Origin of the sequence: Pseudomonas kilonensis (genome assembly GCF_001269885.1) — a bacterium.
Lineage (GTDB): Bacteria > Pseudomonadota > Gammaproteobacteria > Pseudomonadales > Pseudomonadaceae > Aquipseudomonas > Aquipseudomonas kilonensis.
In genome coordinates this window covers 60,445-77,876 of sequence record NZ_LHVH01000019.1, presented here as the reverse complement: position 1 = coordinate 77,876, position 17,432 = coordinate 60,445, and the positions used below count along the sequence as shown (strand labels likewise).

16 protein-coding genes are annotated in these 17,432 nt (G+C 64.3%); 9 read left to right on the top strand and 7 right to left on the bottom strand.

Annotation, left to right across the window (positions count from 1 at the left end; all coding sequences use genetic code 11):
- Positions 1-239: 239 nt before the first annotated feature.
- From ribBA to nrdR, 4 genes are read right to left on the bottom strand one after another with little or no spacing between them, the layout of a single operon-like run.
- The gene (ribBA, locus tag AD662_RS12780) at positions 240-1,331 is read right to left on the bottom strand and encodes a bifunctional 3,4-dihydroxy-2-butanone-4-phosphate synthase/GTP cyclohydrolase II (protein WP_003206026.1); all 1,092 of its coding nucleotides are present in this window, start codon (positions 1,329-1,331) and stop codon (positions 240-242) included.
- A gap of 16 nt (positions 1,332-1,347) precedes the next feature.
- Positions 1,348-2,022, bottom strand: a complete 675-nt coding sequence (locus tag AD662_RS12775) for a riboflavin synthase (RefSeq protein WP_018600195.1) — start codon at positions 2,020-2,022, stop codon at positions 1,348-1,350.
- Between the two features lie 46 nt (positions 2,023-2,068).
- Complete coding sequence (ribD, locus tag AD662_RS12770) at positions 2,069-3,202, bottom strand: bifunctional diaminohydroxyphosphoribosylaminopyrimidine deaminase/5-amino-6-(5-phosphoribosylamino)uracil reductase RibD (protein WP_053187679.1); 1,134 nt, start codon at positions 3,200-3,202, stop codon at positions 2,069-2,071.
- Entirely contained in the window at positions 3,199-3,663 is a 465-nt protein-coding gene (nrdR, locus tag AD662_RS12765; protein ID WP_013694316.1) for a transcriptional regulator NrdR, read from the bottom strand. The genes ribD and nrdR overlap by 4 nt, the downstream gene beginning before the upstream one ends.
- 127 nt (positions 3,664-3,790) lie before the next feature.
- On the opposite strand from nrdR, the gene AD662_RS12760 reads away from it, so the two are divergent.
- The 3 genes from AD662_RS12760 to trxA all read left to right on the top strand — a co-directional run bounded on the left by AD662_RS12760 (position 3,791) and on the right by trxA (position 5,983).
- Entirely contained in the window at positions 3,791-4,255 is a 465-nt protein-coding gene (locus tag AD662_RS12760) for a YbaY family lipoprotein (RefSeq protein WP_053182422.1), read from the top strand.
- Complete coding sequence (locus AD662_RS12755; protein ID WP_053187676.1) at positions 4,252-4,908, top strand: class I SAM-dependent methyltransferase; 657 nt, start codon at positions 4,252-4,254, stop codon at positions 4,906-4,908. The genes AD662_RS12760 and AD662_RS12755 overlap by 4 nt, the downstream gene beginning before the upstream one ends.
- Positions 4,909-5,110: 202 nt before the next feature.
- Positions 5,111-5,983: a thioredoxin gene (trxA, locus tag AD662_RS12750; protein ID WP_024617594.1), complete on the top strand. Its 873-nt coding sequence runs from the start codon at positions 5,111-5,113 to the stop codon at positions 5,981-5,983.
- A 127-nt stretch (positions 5,984-6,110) separates the two neighbouring features.
- Here the strand turns inward: trxA and AD662_RS12745 are convergent, their stop codons facing one another.
- Entirely contained in the window at positions 6,111-6,473 is a 363-nt protein-coding gene (locus AD662_RS12745) for a hypothetical protein (protein ID WP_053187673.1), read from the bottom strand.
- A gap of 120 nt (positions 6,474-6,593) precedes the next feature.
- Here AD662_RS12745 and AD662_RS12740 point away from each other — a divergent pair, with 120 nt between their 5' ends.
- The 5 genes from AD662_RS12740 (at position 6,594) to AD662_RS12720 (ending at position 10,806) form a co-directional block, all read left to right on the top strand.
- Positions 6,594-7,181 (top strand): DUF2796 domain-containing protein, encoded by a 588-nt coding sequence (locus AD662_RS12740; protein ID WP_053187670.1) that lies wholly within the window; start codon positions 6,594-6,596, stop codon positions 7,179-7,181.
- A 160-nt stretch (positions 7,182-7,341) separates the two neighbouring features.
- Positions 7,342-8,052 carry an ABC transporter ATP-binding protein gene (locus AD662_RS12735; RefSeq protein WP_053187667.1) on the top strand — a complete coding sequence of 237 codons (711 nt, stop codon included), beginning with the start codon at positions 7,342-7,344 and terminating at the stop codon, positions 8,050-8,052.
- A gap of 1 nt (position 8,053) precedes the next feature.
- Entirely contained in the window at positions 8,054-9,319 is a 1,266-nt protein-coding gene (locus AD662_RS12730; protein WP_053182436.1) for an ABC transporter permease, read from the top strand.
- Between the two features lie 11 nt (positions 9,320-9,330).
- Positions 9,331-9,849 carry a DUF3299 domain-containing protein gene (locus AD662_RS12725; protein WP_053187664.1) on the top strand — a complete coding sequence of 173 codons (519 nt, stop codon included), beginning with the start codon at positions 9,331-9,333 and terminating at the stop codon, positions 9,847-9,849.
- 258 nt (positions 9,850-10,107) lie between these two features.
- Positions 10,108-10,806, top strand: a complete 699-nt coding sequence (locus tag AD662_RS12720) for an OmpW/AlkL family protein (RefSeq protein ID WP_053187661.1) — start codon at positions 10,108-10,110, stop codon at positions 10,804-10,806.
- A gap of 138 nt (positions 10,807-10,944) precedes the next feature.
- Here the strand turns inward: AD662_RS12720 and AD662_RS12715 are convergent, their stop codons facing one another.
- Positions 10,945-11,874, bottom strand: coding sequence for an NAD-dependent epimerase/dehydratase family protein (locus AD662_RS12715; protein WP_053182441.1), 930 nt, complete (start codon positions 11,872-11,874; stop codon positions 10,945-10,947).
- Entirely contained in the window at positions 11,867-12,751 is an 885-nt protein-coding gene (locus AD662_RS12710; protein WP_053187658.1) for a sugar nucleotide-binding protein, read from the bottom strand. The genes AD662_RS12715 and AD662_RS12710 overlap by 8 nt, the downstream gene beginning before the upstream one ends.
- A 285-nt stretch (positions 12,752-13,036) precedes the next feature.
- Here AD662_RS12710 and AD662_RS12705 point away from each other — a divergent pair, with 285 nt between their 5' ends.
- On the top strand, positions 13,037-17,350 hold the full coding sequence (locus AD662_RS12705; protein WP_053187655.1) for a DEAD/DEAH box helicase: 4,314 nt from the start codon (positions 13,037-13,039) through the stop codon (positions 17,348-17,350).
- Positions 17,351-17,432 lie beyond the last annotated feature (82 nt).

Sequence of the window (17,432 nt, the reverse complement as noted above, 5' to 3'; positions counted from 1 at the left end):
GAGCGCGTTCTATAACGCGCTCCTCAGTGATATTAGCCACGAATACAGCGCTGTGGATCCCGGACTACCATTGGCTCGTACATCTGTGGCGAGGGGATTTAGCGAAACGTCGCACCGCCCCGCTGGGCTGCGCAGCGGCCCCTCTTTTTGGGACTGCTTCGCAGTCCAGCGGGGATAAATCCCCTCGCCACAATGATCTAACCAGCCTCAGGAACAATAATGCCGGAATCCGCGGGCCATTATTCGGAGGGCACGTATTCTACAACTTCCAGATCGAAACCGGATATCGCATTAAATTTCATTGGTGCGCTCATCAGGCGCATTTTTCGCACGCCCAGGTCACGAAGGATCTGCGAACCGGCACCGACGATGCTGTAGGTGGTCGGTTTTTTCACCGCCGCCTGGTCACCGGTTTCACGGATGTGCGCCAACAGCACGTCGCCATCGAGCGGGTGGCCGAGCAGCAGCACCACGCCGCTGCCGGCCTCGGCCACCGCAGCCATGGCGGCCCGCAGGCTCCAGCGGCCGGGTTGCTTGACCATCAGCAGGTCGCGCAACGGGTCCATGTTGTGCACACGCACCAGGGTCGGCTCTTCGGCGCACACGGTGCCCAGGGTCAGCGCCATGTGCACGTCGCCTTCCACCGAGTCGCGGTAGGTCACCAGGTTGAACTGGCCCAATTCGCTGTCCAGCGGCTGCTCGGCAATCCGCTGAACGGTACGTTCGTGGATCATCCGGTAGTGGATCAGGTCGGCGATGGTGCCGATCTTGATGTTGTGTTCGGCGGCGAAGGTTTCCAGTTCCGCGCGACGGGACATGGTGCCGTCGTCGTTCATCACTTCGCAGATCACGCCGCTGGGTTCAAAGCCCGCCATGCGCGCCAGGTCGCAGGCCGCTTCGGTGTGGCCGGCGCGAGCCAGGGTGCCGCCGGCCTGGGCCATCAGCGGGAAGATGTGGCCGGGGCTGACGATGTCTTCGGCCTTGGCGTCCCGGGCGGCAGCGGCCTGCACGGTGCGCGCGCGGTCAGCGGCGGAGATACCGGTGGTCACGCCCTCGGCGGCCTCGATGGACACGGTGAACTTGGTGCCGAAGCCCGAGCCGTTGCGCGGCGCCATCAGCGGCAGCTTCAGCAGCTCGCAGCGCTCGCGGGTCATCGGCATGCAGATCAGCCCACGGGCATGCTTGGCCATGAAGTTGATGTGCTCGGCCTTGCAGCATTCAGCGGCCATGATCAGGTCGCCTTCGTTCTCGCGGTCTTCGTCATCCATGAGGATGACCATCTTGCCTTGGCGGATGTCTTCAACCAGTTCTTCGATGCTATTGAGCGCCACGCGGCACCCCCTTGGGTCAGGATTTGAGGTAGCCGTTGGCGGCCAGAAAACTTTCAGTGATGTTACCCGGCTTTTGTGGGGAGCCCGGCTCTGCGGCCTTGTCGCCCAACAACAGGCGCTCCAGGTAACGGGCCAGCAAGTCGACTTCCAGGTTGACCCGGCGACCTGGCCGGTACGAGGCCATGATGGTTTCGCTCAGGGTGTGGGGAATGATTGTCAGCAGGAATTCGGCGCCATCCACCGCGTTGACCGTCAGGCTGGTGCCGTCGACGGTGATCGAGCCTTTGTGGGCGATGTACTTGGCCAACTCCTTCGGCGCGCGAATGCGAAACTCCACGGCCCGGGCGTTATCCGTGCGCGAGACCACTTCGCCAACGCCGTCCACGTGGCCGCTGACCAGGTGCCCGCCCAAGCGAGTGGTGGGGGTCAGGGCTTTTTCCAGGTTGACCGGGCTGCCGCTCTTGAGGTCGTTCATGGCCGTGCAGTCGAGGGTTTCGCGGCTGACGTCCGCCAGGAAACCGTTGCCTGGCAATTCGACGGCCGTCAGGCACACGCCGTTGACCGCAATGCTGTCGCCCAACTTGACGTCGCTCAGGTCGAGCTTGCCGGTTTCGACGTAGACCCGCACATCGCCGCCCTTGGGGGTGAGTGCACGGATGCTGCCGATGGATTCGATGATGCCGGTAAACATGGAGTCCTCCTCGAGAACGGACCGCCGCTTGCGCGAAAGCCGGGAATTATACGCTCGCCTGCGCAACGGGAACGGCGATGACTCGCCAGTCATCGCCCACGGCGCGGATTTCGGTGATTTTCAGCAGCGGGGCGTCCTTCATCTGCGCCAGCGGCCAGTCCAACAGCGGTCGCGCCGAAGAACCGAGGAACTTGCCGGCGATGAAAATCTGGAATTCATCGACCAACCCTTGCTGGGCGAAAGCCCCCGCCAGGCGCGGACCGGCTTCCACCAGCACCTCGTTGACGCCACGACCCGCCAGCTCCACCAGCAGGCGATGCAGATCGACCTGACCGTCATCGCCCGCCACGATCATGCATTCGGGGCCGTTGGCGTATTGTTCTTCTACCGCCATGCAGGTAGCGACCAGCGCCGGGCCGGCCTTGAAAAACGCTGCATCCAACGGCACCCGCAGACGACCGTCCACCAGCACCCGCAGCGGCGGACGGCTCATGACCAACGCCGTCTGCTCGGCATCGAGCCCCAGCTCATCGGCGCGCACGGTCAGCCGGGCGTTGTCCGCCAGCACCGTGTCGGCGCCGGTCAGCACCACACTGGCCTGGGCGCGCAGGCGTTGGACCGCCGAGCGTGCGGCGGCACCGGTGATCCACTGGCTTTCGCCGCTTTCCATGGCGGTGCGGCCATCGAGGCTCATGGCGAGCTTGACCCGCACGAACGGCAGGCCCTGCTCCATGCGCTTGAGAAAACCTTCATTGAGCTTGCGCGCTTCGCCTTCCAGCACGCCACTTTCGGTGGCGATGCCGGCCTGGGCCAACCGTTGCAGGCCACGCCCGGCGACTTCCGGGTTGGGGTCCTGCATCGCCGCCACCACCCGCGCCACGCCGGCGTTGACCAGCGCATCGGCACACGGCGGCGTACGCCCGTGATGGCTGCACGGCTCGAGGGTCACGTAGGCCGTGGCGCCGCGGGCCTGTTCGCCAGCGGCGCGCAGGGCATGGACTTCGGCATGGGGCTCACCGGCGCGGATGTGCCAACCTTCGCCGACAATCTGCCCGTCACGCACGATCACGCAACCGACCCGGGGATTGGGGTGGGTGGTGTAGTGACCGCGCCGCGCCAACTCCAGGGCTCGGGCCATGTAGTGGGCGTCGAGGACGGCCTGCTGCGCCGAGGCGGTCATTCTTTCACCGGTTCGCGGGCCAGGCGGTCGATTTCTTCGCGGAATTCGTTCAAATCCTGGAAGCGCCGGTACACCGAGGCGAAACGGATGTAGGCGACCTCATCGAGCTTCTGCAGCTCGGCCATCACCAGTTCACCGACCACCAGGGATTTGACCTCGCGTTCGCCGGTCGCCCGCAGCTTGTGCTTGATGTGCACCAGCGCCGCTTCCAGGCGCTCGACGCTCACCGGGCGTTTTTCCAGGGCGCGCTGCATGCCGGCGCGCAGTTTTTCTTCGTCGAACGGCTGGCGGCTGCCGTCGGTTTTGATCAGGCGCGGTAACACCAGTTCAGCGGTCTCGAACGTCGTGAAACGTTCGCCGCAAGCCAGGCATTCGCGGCGGCGGCGGACTTGTTCGCCCTCGGCGACCAGTCGCGAGTCGATGACCTTGGTGTCGTTGGCACCGCAGAATGGACAGTGCATGGTGGCAGGCAACAAAAAAAGGGAGGGCCATGGTAGCGCATCCCACTGGCAAGACAAGCCATAGGGTTTACGGTATACAGACGGGCTTACCGTCAGATCCATGGAATTCACCTTGCTGGAGCCACACATGCCGCTACGATCGCTCGTTCTGCTCAGTTTTTTCAGCCTGCTGATGGCGTGCAGCAGCGATGCCCCCAAGCCCGCCGCTCCCGCCCCGGCCCCCGCGCCGAAACAGGCCCAGGAAAAAGCCCGCCAGGCGGCCGAGCTGGGGCCGCTGCCAGCGCATCAGCGCGAGTTGAGTGGCACCTTGCAGGGCGTGCCGGCCGGCGCCGAAGTGGAACTGGCGCTGTTGGTGATCGATGACAAGGACCGCCCACAGCAATTGCTCGCCAGCTCCAGCCTGATCGGCACCAACCAGGCCCTGCCCTTCCGCCTGCGTTTCAACCCCGATGCCTTCCCGGTCGGCGCCCGCGTCGAGCTGCGTGGCCGCGCCAGCCAGTCCGGCCAGTTGATCCTGCACCTGCCGGAGCAACGCATCAGCCAACCGACCACCCAGGCACTGGGCGCCCTGCAATTCGTCAAAGCGCCATGAGTGCACCGCAGGACCTGCAACGGGCATTGAGCGAGTTGCTTGGAGACGCGCGCCTGGTCGCTTGTCCGCTACCCGGCACCGACTTGACGTTGTGGCTGATCGACGGCGACAACATGGACCGCGCCTTCAGCCCGGAAGAAACCCGGCGCATTCTCCACGAGCCGCCCTACTGGAGCTTCTGTTGGGCCAGCGGCCTGGCGATGGCCCGCTACCTGGCCGAACAGCCACAATGGGTCGAGGGCAAACGGGTGCTGGATTTCGGCGCCGGCTCGGGTGTCGCCGGCATCGCGGCGGTCAACGCCGGGGCGCTGGAAGTGGTGGCCTGCGACCTCGACCCACTGGCGATTGCCGCGTGCCAGGCCAATGCCGCGCTCAATGGCGTGGAGCTGGGTTATTCGACGAATTTCTTCGCCGAGGCTGATCGTTTCGACCTGATCCTGGTCGCCGATGTGCTCTACGACCGGGCCAATCTGCCGCTGCTCGATCAATTCCTCAGTCGTGGCCGCGAGGCGTTGGTGGCCGACTCCCGGGTGCGGGATTTCCAGCATCCACTGTACCGGCGCATCGACATGCTCCAGGCCATGACCTTGCCGGACCTGGCCGAGCCTGAAGAGTTTCGGCATGTGAGCCTGTACCACGCGCGGCGCGGCTAGGATAAAAGCTTCGCGAGCAAGCCCGCTCCCACAGTCGATCTCCTGTGGATACAAAATTCGTGTACACCGCGAATCCAATGTGGGAGCGGGCTTGCTCGCGAAGGCGTCCTACCAGACACCACAAGACGAAAGACCTCCCGGCTTTCAGCCACCCCCACCAAGCCGTATAGTTGCCCCATTCAAGCGCTCTACGAGATTGCCCATGACTCAGGAAACGCCCTACATCTTCGACGCCACCACCGCCGATTTCGACCAGTCGGTGATCGCGAACTCTTTCCACAAACCGGTGCTGGTGGATTTCTGGGCCGAGTGGTGTGCGCCGTGCAAAGCCCTGATGCCGATGCTGCAAACCATTGCCGAGAGCTATCAAGGCGAACTGCTGCTGGCCAAGGTCAACTGCGACATCGAGCAGGACATTGTCGCCCGTTTCGGCATTCGCAGCCTGCCAACGGTGGTGTTGTTCAAGGACGGCCAACCCGTCGACGGCTTTGCCGGTGCCCAGCCGGAATCGGCCGTGCGAACCCTGCTCGAACCCCATGTGCAGATGCCGCCGCCGGCCGCGGCCGATCCGTTCGAACAGGCTCAGGCGCTGTTCGACGACGGTCGTTTCGCCGACGCCGAAGCCGTGCTCACGGTGTTGCTGGGTGAAGACAACACCAACGCCAAGGCGCTGATCCTATACGCCCGCTGCCTGACCGAACGCGGCGAACTGGACGAAGCGCAGACCGTGCTCAATGCGGTGAAAAGCGACGAACACAAGGCCGCCCTCGCCGGCGCCAAGGCGCAGATCCAGTTCCTCGGCCTGGCCAAGCACCTGCCGGACGCCGCCGACCTCAAGGCGCGCCTGGCGAAAGACCCGCAGGACGATGAAGCGCTGTACCAACTGGCGATCCAGCAACTGGCGCGCCAGCAGTACGAAGCAGCCCTCGATGCACTGCTCAAGCTGTTCATGCGTAACCGCAGCTACAGCGAAGGCCTGCCCCACAAGACCTTGCTTCAGGTGTTCGAACTGCTGGGCAACGATCATCCGCTGGTGACGACTTATCGTCGCAAGCTGTTCGCCGCGTTGTATTGATTCCCCTGTAGGAGCTGTCGAGCGAAGCGAGGCTGCGATCTTTACCCAGACGCTTGAATCTCAAGCGAAAGATCAAAAGATCGCAGCCTCGCTTCGCTCGTCAGCTCCTACACGTTCCTACACGCTCCTACGCGGTTTCGTGCCAGCTGTAGAGCGGTGTGTCACCGCCGCTGATCACTTTTACATCCGGGCTATGGCGCAAGCGCACCAACAGGCGCTTGCCCGTCGAGGCGCTGCCGGTCAAGCCTTCGAGCTGTTCCAGCAGGTCCGGGCCGCTCAACTGCCCGGCCTTGCGCAGCAGTTCCTTGGCGATCTGCCACTGGGCATCGTCCTGACTCACTGGATTGGCCGCCGGTTTGGCCGCAGGCGCCACTGCGCTCTCGGACTTGGCCACTTGCAACTGCGCGCCGAGCTGCGCCCAGTCGCCCTCATCCATTTCGATCGACAAGTCCACCGGCCAATCGCCGACGGTTCCGCGTATCCGCAACATCACCGTGCTCCCGAATATTTCATGTACGCATGCTCCCATGGCCCTTGCGCGACGCCAAGCAGACGGTCAAACTCTCCGCACTTTCGTTATAAGATTACATAACCTTTTCGGAGACTCGTCATGCGTCGTCTGCTTCTCGCTTTGCCGTTCGCCCTGCTGCCATTGGCTGTCGCTCACGCGGCGGTCGAGCATGATCATGACCACGAGCATGGCAGCCTCGGCGCCCATGAACACGGCGTCGGTCGATTGAACGCCGCCTTGGACGGCCAGACCCTGGAGCTGGAACTGGAAAGCCCGGCGATGAACCTGGTGGGCTTCGAACACGCCGCCACCAGCGATGCCGACAAGGCCAAGGTCGCCGCCGTACGCGCGCAGTTGGACAAGCCGCTGGCGTTGTTCAACCTGCCGGCCGCCGCCAAGTGCACCGTGGCCCAGCAGGAACTGGAAAGCCCGTTGTTTGGTGATGAACCGGACCACGATCACGACCATGACGAAGACGCAGATGGCGACGAGCACCACGACGAGCACAGTGAGATCCATGCCCACTACCAGTTCACCTGCGCCGCCCCGGGTGCACTGAAGAACCTGGACCTGGCGACCCTGTTCAAAACCTTCCCGGCCACCCAGAAAATTCAGGTACAACTGATCAGCCCGAGCGGCCAGCAAGGTGTGGAAGTGACGGCAAAAGCGCCAGCCCTGAAATTCTAATCCACCGCAACACCCAATGTGGGAGCAAGCCTGGTGGGAGCAAAGCTTGCTCGCGATAGCGGTCCGACAGTCAACATCCAAGTTGAATGTAATGACCTCATCGCGAGCAAGCTCAGCTCCCACAGGTGTTCCACAGGTTCCACTATTTGAAGCGGCAAACATGACCCAAGCACTCATCGAACTCTCCGACCTGGGCTTCAGTTGGCCCGGGCATCCGCCGTTGCTGGATATCCCGGCGTTTCGCCTGGAGGCCGGTGAGACGCTGTTTCTCAAGGGCCCGAGCGGCAGTGGCAAGACCACCTTGCTGGGGCTGCTCGGCGGTGTGCAGACACCGGATCGCGGCAGCATCCGCCTGCTCGGCCAGGAACTCACCGAACTGGGCGCCGGCAGCCGCGATCGCTTTCGCGTCGACCACACCGGCTACATCTTCCAGCAATTCAACCTGCTGCCGTTTCTCTCGGTGCGCGAGAACGTCGAACTGCCCTGTCACTTTTCCAAGCTGCGCGCGCAACGGGCCATTCAGCGCCACGGCAGCGTCGATCAAGCCGCCGCCACCCTGCTGGCCCACCTGGGCTTGACCGACCCGAACCTGCTGGAACGGCGCGCCGACTCGTTGTCCATCGGCCAGCAACAACGGGTCGCCGCCGCCCGGGCGCTGATCGGCCAACCGGAACTGGTGATCGCCGACGAACCGACTTCGGCCCTGGACTACGACGCCCGGGAAAATTTCCTGCGGCTGTTGTTCGCCGAATGCCGCGAAGCCGGGTCGAGCCTGTTGTTCGTCAGCCACGACCAGAGCCTGGCGCCGCTGTTCGACCGCAACCTGTCGCTGGCCGATCTCAATCGCGCCGCCACGCCACTCGAGGTTTGAGATGTATTTGTTCCGTCTAGCCATGGCCAGCCTGGCGAACCGCCGCTTCACCGCGATCCTCACCGCGTTTGCCATCGCCCTTTCTGTTTGTTTGTTGCTGGCAGTGGAGCGGGTGCGTACCGAGGCGCGGGCCAGTTTCGCCAGCACCATCAGCGGCACCGACCTGATCGTCGGCGCCCGCTCAGGTTCTGTGAACCTGCTGCTGTACTCGGTGTTTCGCATCGGCAACGCCACCAACAACATCCGCTGGGACAGCTTCGAACACTTCGCCAGCAACCCGAAAGTGAAGTGGGCGATCCCCATGTCCCTCGGCGATTCCCACCGCGGTTATCGGGTAATGGGCACCACCGAGGCCTACTTCGAGCATTACCAGTACGGCCGCCAGCAACACCTGGCGCTGGGCGATGGCCGGGCCTTCGCCAGCGATCCGTTCGAAGTGGTGCTCGGTGCCGAAGTGGCCGAGGCGCTGCACTACAAACTCGGCGACAAACTGGTGTTGGCCCACGGTGTGGCAGTGGTCAGCCTGGTCAAGCATGACGACAAGCCCTTCACCGTGGTCGGGATTCTCAAGCGCACCGGCACCCCGGTGGACCGCACGCTGCACATCAGCCTAGGCGGCATGGAGGCGATCCACATTGACTGGAAGAACGGCGTGCCGGCCCAGGGCAATGGGCGCATCAGCGCCGACCAGGCCCGCAACATGGACCTCACGCCCCAAGCAATTACCGCCTTCATGCTCGGCCTCAACAGCAAGATTTCAACCTTTGCCTTGCAGCGCGAGATCAACGAGTTCCGTGGCGAACCGCTGCTGGCGATCCTGCCCGGCGTGGCGCTACAGGAACTGTGGAGCCTGATGGGCACGGCGGAAAAAGCCTTGTTCGTGATCTCGCTGTTCGTGGTCCTGACCGGATTGATCGGCATGCTCACGGCGATCCTCACCAGCCTCAACGAACGCCGCCGGGAAATGGCGATCCTGCGTTCGGTGGGCGCGCGGCCGTGGCACATCGCAACGCTGCTGGTGCTCGAAGCCTTTGCCCTGGCGCTGGCCGGGGTCACCGCCGGGCTGGCGCTACTGTACATCGGCATCGCCGCCGCCCAGGGTTACGTGCAGTCGGCCTACGGCTTGTACCTGCCGCTGGGCTGGCCGAGCGAATATGAATGGACGCTGCTGGCTGGCATTCTGGTTGCCGCCCTGCTGATGGGCAGCGTGCCGGCCTGGCGCGCCTATCGCCAATCGTTGGCCGACGGCCTGTCGATTCGTCTATGAGGACCTTGAAGATGCCCCGCGCCCTGCTTGCGCTGTTGATGATGGTCGCCCTGCCGCTATGGGCGGCCGAGCCGAGGGACCTGGCCTGGTCGGAAATGATCCCGCCGGACGCGCCGTCAGAAGTGCCAAACATGACGCCGCTGCACGACCTGTCGAAGATGAGCGATGCCCTGGCCGCCGAGTCCGCGCCAGCGGCCAAGCAGGACCTGCCCAACGCCCCGGTGGTCAAGACCCTCGACGGCCAGCAGATTCGCCTGCCGGGCTACATCGTACCGCTGGAAGTCAGCGAGGAAGGCCGCACCACGGACTTCTTGCTGGTGCCGTATTTCGGCGCCTGCATCCACGTGCCGCCACCGCCATCGAACCAGATCGTGCATGTGAAAAGTGAAGTCGGGGTCAAGCTCGACGAGTTGTACCAACCGTACTGGGTCGAAGGGCCGATGCAGGTCAAGCCGTCCACCAGTGAACTGGCCGATGCCGGGTATCAGATGGAGGCGCAGAAGATTTATGTGTATGAGCTGCCGGAGTGAACCTGGCTATTATTTGTTGCCTGTTAGATAGCTTTCGCGAGCAAGCCCGCTCCCACATTAGACCGCGTTTCTTCAGAAGGAATGCGGTCAAACTGTGGGAGCGGGCTTGCTCGCGAAAGGGCCCTCAAAATTGACTCATCATCATTTCATTGAGCTGAGTCAATTAAACACCCCCCGACTCATTGAGCTGTGTCAAAAGACCGGGCTAGACGGTTTCGTACCATGGGACATCTAATTTCGATGCCCTCTGGAGCCCCCATGCACAAGTCCTTGCTCAGCGCTTCCCTCGTTGCCCTCGCGCTCGCTGCCCCACTCGCCCAAGCCCACACAGCCGGCGACATCATCGTTCGCGCCGGTGCTATCACCGTCAACCCGGATGCCGACAGCTCCAGCGTCAAGGTCGACCGTGGCCCGCTGGCCGGTGCCGACCTGGGCGGCAAGGCGACCATGAGCAGCGACACGCAGCTGGGCTTGAACTTCGCCTACATGATCACCAACAACCTGGGGATCGAACTGCTGGCGGCCTCGCCGTTCGAGCACGACGTGAAAATCAAAGGCACCGCCCTGGGCGCGGCCAACAACAAGCTCGGCACCCTCAAGCACCTGCCGCCGACCCTGAGCCTGGTCTACTACCCGCTCGACGCCAAGTCGACGTTCCAGCCTTATGTCGGCGCCGGCATCAACTACACCTGGATCTACGACGAACACGTCGGCAGCGAAGCCAGCGCCAACGGCTTCAGCAATTTCCGCGCGAGCAACAGTTGGGGCATGGCGTGGCAAGTGGGCGCTGACTACATGTTGACCGACAACGTCATGATCAACGGCCAGATCCGCTACATCGACATCGACACCACCGCGTATGTGGACAACAACGCCGTGGCCAGCGGCACCCGGGCCAAAGTGAATGTCGATGTGGACCCATGGATCTACATGGTGGGGTTGGGCTACAAGTTCTAAGCCGAACCTGAAGATACGAAAATCCCTGTGGGAGCGAGCTTGCTCGCGATGACGGTGGGTCAGTCAACATGATTGCTGGCTGACTCACCGTCATCGCGAGCAAGCTCGCTCCCACAGTTCTTTTGGGTAGCGGGAAAATCAGCGCCCCAACAACCGCGCCAACCCCACGCTCATCGGGGTTTGCGGTGGAAAGCTGAAGCGCTGCAACAGCCGATGGTTGTCAGCCCGGGAATGGCGGATGTCGCCGGAGCGCGCCGGGCCGTAGCTGATCGGCGGCAGATCGCCCACCACGGCGGCCAGGGCCTGGAGCATCTGTTTGAGGGTCGTGGCCTGGTTCCAGCCGACGTTCACCGCACCCACTTCCACCTCAGGCTTTTCGATGGCCTGCACCAGCAAATCCACCAAATCTTCGACGTAGACAAAATCCCGAGTCTGCTCGCCGTCGCCGAACACGGTGATCGGCAGGCCTTTCTGCGCCCGTTCGCTGAAAATGCTGATGACCCCGGAATACGGCGAGGATGGATCCTGGCGCGGGCCATAGATGTTGAAGAAACGGAACACCACCGGTTCCAGGTCGTGCTGGCGGCGATAGAAGTCGAAGTAGAACTCGCTGGCCAGCTTGTCCGAGGCATACGGCGTGAGTGGGGCCTTCGGGGTTTCTTCGTCGATGGACTCGCCTTCGCCGTTGTTGCCGTAGACCGCTGCGCTGGAGGCGAACAGCACCCGTTTCACACCGCTCTGGCGCATGGCTTCGCAGACATTCAGGGTGCCGATGAAATTGCTCTGGTGGGTGCGTACGGGGTCGTCCACCGAAGCTTGCACCGAGGCCACCGCCGCCAGGTGCGCCACGGCGCTGCAACCGGCCATGGCCCGGGCCACCAGGGCGGCATCGGCGACGTCGCCTTCGATCAGTTCGAGCGCCGGGTTGTCCAGCGGCAGATTGCTGCGCTTGCCGGTGGACAGGTCATCGAGGATGCGCACCGAATGTCCCTTGGCGAGCAAGGCGTCGGTCAGGTGCGAACCAATGAAACCCGCGCCGCCGGTAATTAAAACAGGGCCTTCAGCCATGGCGATAAAACCTATCCAGTAAGCCCGGGAGTGCCGCGCGCCAGGCGCGGGGCTTGATCCCGAAAGTGTGTAGAATTTTCTTGCAGGCCAGCACCGCGTGCTGCGGTTCTTCCGCGGCGTCCGGCCGTGCGGCGTGGGCCTGGGGGGTGGGCGACTCGATGGCCAGCGGATGCAGGGCGCGGGCTTCGGTGAGGATCGCCTGGCCCAGCGCCAGCGGCGTAGTCGCCTCGTGGCCGGCGTAATGATAGGTGCCCCACAGCGGCGCCGCGCAATCGAGTTGCTTGAGCACCGAGATGATCACGCGCGCGGCATCGTCCACCGGCGTCGGATTACCGCGGCGGTCGTCGGCCAGCAACAGCTCGTCGGGCTGTTCGGCCCGGGCCAGGAAACGCCCGAGGATGCCATCGGCGCTGTCGTCCAGCAGCCAGCCAAACCGCAGCAACACGTGTTGCGGACAGGTGGCGCGCACGCTTTGTTCGATCCGCCACAGCGCCTGGCCACGCATGCCCAGGGGCACGGGTTCGTCCTTCTCGCTGTAGGCCGTGGCGCGGGAGCCGTCGAACACCCGATAGCTCGACGGTTGCAGCAAGACGATGTTGTGATGCTGGCACAGCCCGGCCAGGCGCTCGACAGCGCGCTCCTGACTGGCCAGGCGCTGCTCGCTGACGGCCTCGGCCTGGAACCAGTCGAAGTAGTACGCCAGGTTGATCAAGGCGTCCGGGCGGGTGTCGTCGAGCAGTTGCGTCAGGCTCGCGGCATCCCAACCGTCTTCGGGCGGGCGGGGGGCAAGAAAACCGATGTCTTCTTCTGCACCGAGGCGAATCAGCGCCTGCCCAAGGGCATTTCCGCCGCCCAGTAACATAAGGCGCATTCGCATAAAGTCAGCAGGCCCAGTCTATTGGCACAAGAATTTGGTCGATAACGCCCGCGGGCGTTGTCGGAATCGTTGCATTTTGCGGGTTTAGTGCGCAACCGTCATCCGCAATGTGCAGATCCTCGATTTGTACTGTTCTTTAGGGGCCCCTTCGCGAGCAAGCCCGCTCCCACATTTGGAATGCATTCCCCTGTGGGAGCGGGCTTGCTCGCGAAGGGGCCGGAACAGACGACAGAGATCTCGGACGGTACTTGCATCTTCCCCACCCCACCCGCCTAAACTGCCCCCATGAATCTGCCCCTTGCAGCCAACCACGCCATGCCCGGCTTCCACCCCGCCGTTCGCGCCTGGTTCAGCCAGACATTCCCGGCGGTCACGGCCGCCCAGGCCCGGGCGTGGCCGTTGATCGGCCAGCGTCGTTCGACCCTGGTGGCGGCGCCTACCGGTTCGGGCAAGACCCTGACGGCTTTTCTCGCCGTGCTTGATGACCTGGTGCATCGCGGCCTGGAACAGGGCGGCCTGCCGGACCAGACGCTGGTGGTCTACGTTTCGCCGCTCAAGGCCTTGAGCAACGATATCCAGATCAACCTGCAGAATCCGCTGGCCGGCATCACCGAGCAGTTGCAACAAATGGGCTTGCCGCCCTTGTCTATCACCACCGCCGTGCGTACCGGCGACACGCCGCAGAAAGACCGCTCGGCGATGCGCAAGACCGCGCCGCACATCCTGGTCACCACGCCCGAATCGCTCTACGTGCTGCTCGGCTCCGATTCCGGCCGGCAGATGCTCGCCAGCACCCGCACGGTGATCGTCGACGAAATCCACGCCATCGCCGCCAGCAAGCGCGGCAGCCACCTGGCCTTGAGCCTGGAACGCCTGCAAGCCCTGTGCGCCGAACCGCTGATGCGCATCGGCCTGTCCGCCACGCAAAAGCCCATCGAAGCGGTGTCACGTTTTCTCGTCGGTGAGGGGCGCACCTGTGAAATCGTCGACATCGGCCACGCCCGCCCCCGCGATCTGGACATCGAGGTGCCGCCGGTGCCGCTGTCGGCGGTGATGGCCAATGACGTGTGGGAACTGGTCTACAACCGCCTCGCCGAGCTGGCCCGGGAACATCGCACCACCCTGGTGTTCGTCAATACCCGGCGTCTGGCCGAACGCCTGAGCCGTCATCTGAGCGAGCGCCTGGGCAAAGACGCCGTGGCCGCTCACCATGGCAGCCTGGCGAAGGAGTTTCGCCTCGACGCCGAACAACGCCTCAAACGCGGCGAACTGAAGGTGCTGATCGCCACTGCGTCCCTGGAGCTGGGCATAGATATCGGCGATGTCGACCTGGTGTGCCAGATCGCCTCGCCCCGCTCGATCTCGGCCTTCCTGCAACGGGTCGGTCGGTCCGGCCACCAGGTCGGTGGCACACCCAAGGGACGCCTGTTCGCCACCACCCGTGACGACTTGATCGAATGCGCCGCCCTGCTCGACTGCGTACGCCGTGGCGAACTCGACATCCTGCACATCCCCAAGGCGCCGTTGGATGTGCTGGCCCAGCAGATCGTCGCCGAGGTCAGTTGCCAGGAATGGCAGGAGCAGGCGCTGCTGGAGAGTTTCCGCCGCGCGGCGCCCTACACAGACCTGGACGACCACCACTATCAGGCCTTGTTGCAGATGCTCGCCGAAGGCTTCAATGGCCGCCAAGGCGTGCGCAGTGCCTACCTGCACCGCGATGCCGTGACCCGGACCTTGCGCGGGCGCCGGGGCAGCAAGCTCACGGCCGTGACCAGCGGCGGCACCATCCCGGACAATGCCGACTACAGCGTGCTGCTCGAACCCCAAGGGCTGAACATCGGCAGCGTCAACGAAGACTTCGCGGTGGAGAGCATTGCCGGCGATGTGTTCCAGTTGGGCAATACGTCGTATCGCATCATTCGCGTCGAGACCGGCCGCGTGCGGGTCGAAGATGCCCAAGGCCAGCCGCCGACCATCCCGTTCTGGCTCGGCGAAGCCCCGGGGCGCAGCGCCGAATTGTCTTTCGCCGTGGCGCGCCTGCAAGCCCAGCTCGACCAACTGCTGGCCGCCACGCCGGGCCACCTGCAACCGGCCCTCGATTGGCTCACCGGCACCTTGCAACTGAACCTGGCCAGCGCCGAACAACTGGTGGATTACCTGGCCCCGGCGCGCATGGCCTTCGGCGCCCTACCGTCCCAGGACACGCTGCTGATGGAGCGGTTTTTCGACGAGTCCGGCGGCACGCAACTGATCATCCACACGCCCTTCGGCAGCCGTATCAACCGCGCCTGGGGCCTGGCCTTGCGCAAGCGCTTCTGCCGCACCTTCAACTTCGAATTGCAGGCCGCCGCCAGTGAAGACGCCATCGTGCTCTCGCTGTCCACCAGCCACAGCTTCGAACTGGACGAGGTGTGGCGCTACCTCAATAGCCACAGCGCCGAGCAGATCCTGGTCCAGGCGGTACTGGATGCGCCGCTGTTCGGCGTGCGCTGGCGCTGGAACGCTGGCGTGGCCCTGGCTTTGCCGCGCTACATCGGCGGGCGCAAAGTCGCCCCGCAGATCCAGCGCATGAAAAGCGAAGACCTGATCGCCAGCGTATTTCCGGACCAGATCGCCTGCCTGGAAAACCTCGCCGGTGAGCGTGAGATCCCCGACCACCCGCTGGTGGAACAAACCCTCGACGATTGCCTGCACGAAGCCATGGACAGCGAGGGCTGGCTGACGCTGTTGCGGCGCATGGAGGCGGGCGAGATTCGCCTGATCAGCCGCGACCTGCCAGCGCCCTCGCCGCTGGCGGCAGAAATCCTCAGCGCCCGCCCCTACACCTTTCTCGACGACGCGCCGCTGGAAGAACGGCGCACCCAAGCGGTGATCAACCGACGCTGGAGCGATCCACAGGCCACCGACGACCTTGGCGCGCTGGACGCCGAAGCCATCCAGTCGGTCCGCGATGAGGCCTGGCCGACACCGGCCAATCTCGATGAAATGCACGAAGCCTTGATGAGCCTGGCCTGCATCGCCGACAGCGAAGCCGACGCCCACGCGCCGTGGCTGGATTGGTTGCCGGCATTGGCCGCCAGTGGTCGCGCCAGTCACCTGCAGATCAGTGCCGAGCGTGGTCTGTGGGTGCCGCTGGAGCGCCTGACCTGCCTGCAAGCCCTTTATCCACAGGCCCGCTGGCAACCGGCGCTGACGCCCTTGGCCGGTTTTGATGAAGCCTGGGACCGCGACGACGCCCTGGTGGAAGTGCTCCGCGCCCGGCTCAGTGCCTTTGGCCCGCTGCCGTTGAAGGCCATCGCCTACCCGCTGGGGCTGTCAACCCCGCAGGTCACCCAGGCCCTGGCGCAGCTTGAGCAACAAGGCTATGTGCTGCGCGGGCGGTTCACGCCGGGCACCGGCCAGGAGGAATGGTGCGAGCGACATCTGCTGGCGCGGATCCATCGTTACACGGTCAAGCGCCTGCGCCGGGAAATCGAGCCGGTGATGTTGCAGGACTTCATGCGCTTCCTGTTCGACTGGCAACACCTGTCATCGTCCAGCCAAGGTCGGGGCAATGCCGTGCTGCCGTCGGTCCTCGGCCAGTTCGAAGGCTTCCCGGCCGCTGCGTCAGCCTGGGACAGCGACCTGCTGTCGGCGCGGATCAAGGACTATTCGCCCAGTTGGCTCGATGAGTTGTGCCGCAGTGGCAAGTGGGTATGGACGCGCCTGAGCGCGCGCCAGAAACCTTCCGCCAGCGCCCTGCGCAGCACGCCGGTGGTGTTGCTGCCGCGCAGTCAGGTGGCGTTGTGGAGCAGCCTGGCCGGGCAAACGGCGCTGGATGAGTTGTCGCCCAAGACGCAAAAAGTCCATCAGGCCCTCAGCGAACACGGCGCGCTGTTTTTCGACGAACTGGCCCACGAGGCCCATCTGCTGCGCAGCGAACTGGAAATCGCCTTGCAGGAACTGGTGGGCGCCGGGTGGGTGAATGCCGACAGCTTCGCCGGCTTGCGCGCGCTGATCACCCCCGCCAGTAAACGCCAGGCCCGCAGCAGCCGGCGCGGGCGCGGGGCGTTTGTCGGCGGCATGGACGACGCCGGGCGCTGGGCCTTGTTGCGCCGCAGCCAGCCCGCGCCTGCGGAAGGCAATCGTCCCGCGCCCACACCGCCCGACACCCTGGAACACATCGCCATGACCCTGCTGCGCCGTTACGGCGTGGTGTTCTGGCGCTTGCTGGAGCGGGAGGCGGATTGGCTACCGAGTTGGCGCGAGCTGCTGCGCACCTTTCATCGCCTGGAGGCGCGGGGCGAGATTCGCGGCGGGCGTTTTGTCAGCGGCCTGGCGGGCGAACAATTCGCCCTGCCCGAAGCCATCCCGCTGCTGCGCGAAACCCGCCGCCGCCCCACCGATGGCAGCCTGGTGGCGGTGTGCGGCGTCGACCCGCTGAACCTGGCCGGCACCTTGCTGCCGGGGGCGAAAGTGCCGGCACTGGCGAGTAATCGGCTGGTGTATCGCGATGGGTTGCCGGTGGCGGCGCAGATTGCCGGCAAGCAGCATCTTTGGGTGGAGTTGGATGCTCAAGGGATGGCAGAAATTCGCACCAAGCTGATTCAACACCTTTAGCCAGACACATGATCGTTCCCACGCTCTGCGTGGGAATGCAGCCAGGGACGCTCCGCGTCCCCAAGAAACCGAACGCGGAGCG

Coding starts and splice junctions, on each gene's coding strand:
- AD662_RS12775 (WP_018600195.1), bottom strand. CDS start 2,022: ATGTTTACCGGCATCATCGAATCCATCGGCAGCATCCGTGCACTCACC.
- ribD (WP_053187679.1), bottom strand. CDS start 3,202: ATGACCGCCTCGGCGCAGCAGGCCGTCCTCGACGCCCACTACATGGCC.
- nrdR (WP_013694316.1), bottom strand. CDS start 3,663: ATGCACTGTCCATTCTGCGGTGCCAACGACACCAAGGTCATCGACTCG.
- AD662_RS12760 (WP_053182422.1), top strand. CDS start 3,791: ATGCCGCTACGATCGCTCGTTCTGCTCAGTTTTTTCAGCCTGCTGATG.
- AD662_RS12755 (WP_053187676.1), top strand. CDS start 4,252: ATGAGTGCACCGCAGGACCTGCAACGGGCATTGAGCGAGTTGCTTGGA.
- trxA (WP_024617594.1), top strand. CDS start 5,111: ATGACTCAGGAAACGCCCTACATCTTCGACGCCACCACCGCCGATTTC.
- AD662_RS12745 (WP_053187673.1), bottom strand. CDS start 6,473: ATGTTGCGGATACGCGGAACCGTCGGCGATTGGCCGGTGGACTTGTCG.
- AD662_RS12740 (WP_053187670.1), top strand. CDS start 6,594: ATGCGTCGTCTGCTTCTCGCTTTGCCGTTCGCCCTGCTGCCATTGGCT.
- AD662_RS12735 (WP_053187667.1), top strand. CDS start 7,342: ATGACCCAAGCACTCATCGAACTCTCCGACCTGGGCTTCAGTTGGCCC.
- AD662_RS12730 (WP_053182436.1), top strand. CDS start 8,054: ATGTATTTGTTCCGTCTAGCCATGGCCAGCCTGGCGAACCGCCGCTTC.
- AD662_RS12725 (WP_053187664.1), top strand. CDS start 9,331: ATGCCCCGCGCCCTGCTTGCGCTGTTGATGATGGTCGCCCTGCCGCTA.
- AD662_RS12720 (WP_053187661.1), top strand. CDS start 10,108: ATGCACAAGTCCTTGCTCAGCGCTTCCCTCGTTGCCCTCGCGCTCGCT.
- AD662_RS12715 (WP_053182441.1), bottom strand. CDS start 11,874: ATGGCTGAAGGCCCTGTTTTAATTACCGGCGGCGCGGGTTTCATTGGT.
- AD662_RS12710 (WP_053187658.1), bottom strand. CDS start 12,751: ATGCGAATGCGCCTTATGTTACTGGGCGGCGGAAATGCCCTTGGGCAG.
- AD662_RS12705 (WP_053187655.1), top strand. CDS start 13,037: ATGAATCTGCCCCTTGCAGCCAACCACGCCATGCCCGGCTTCCACCCC.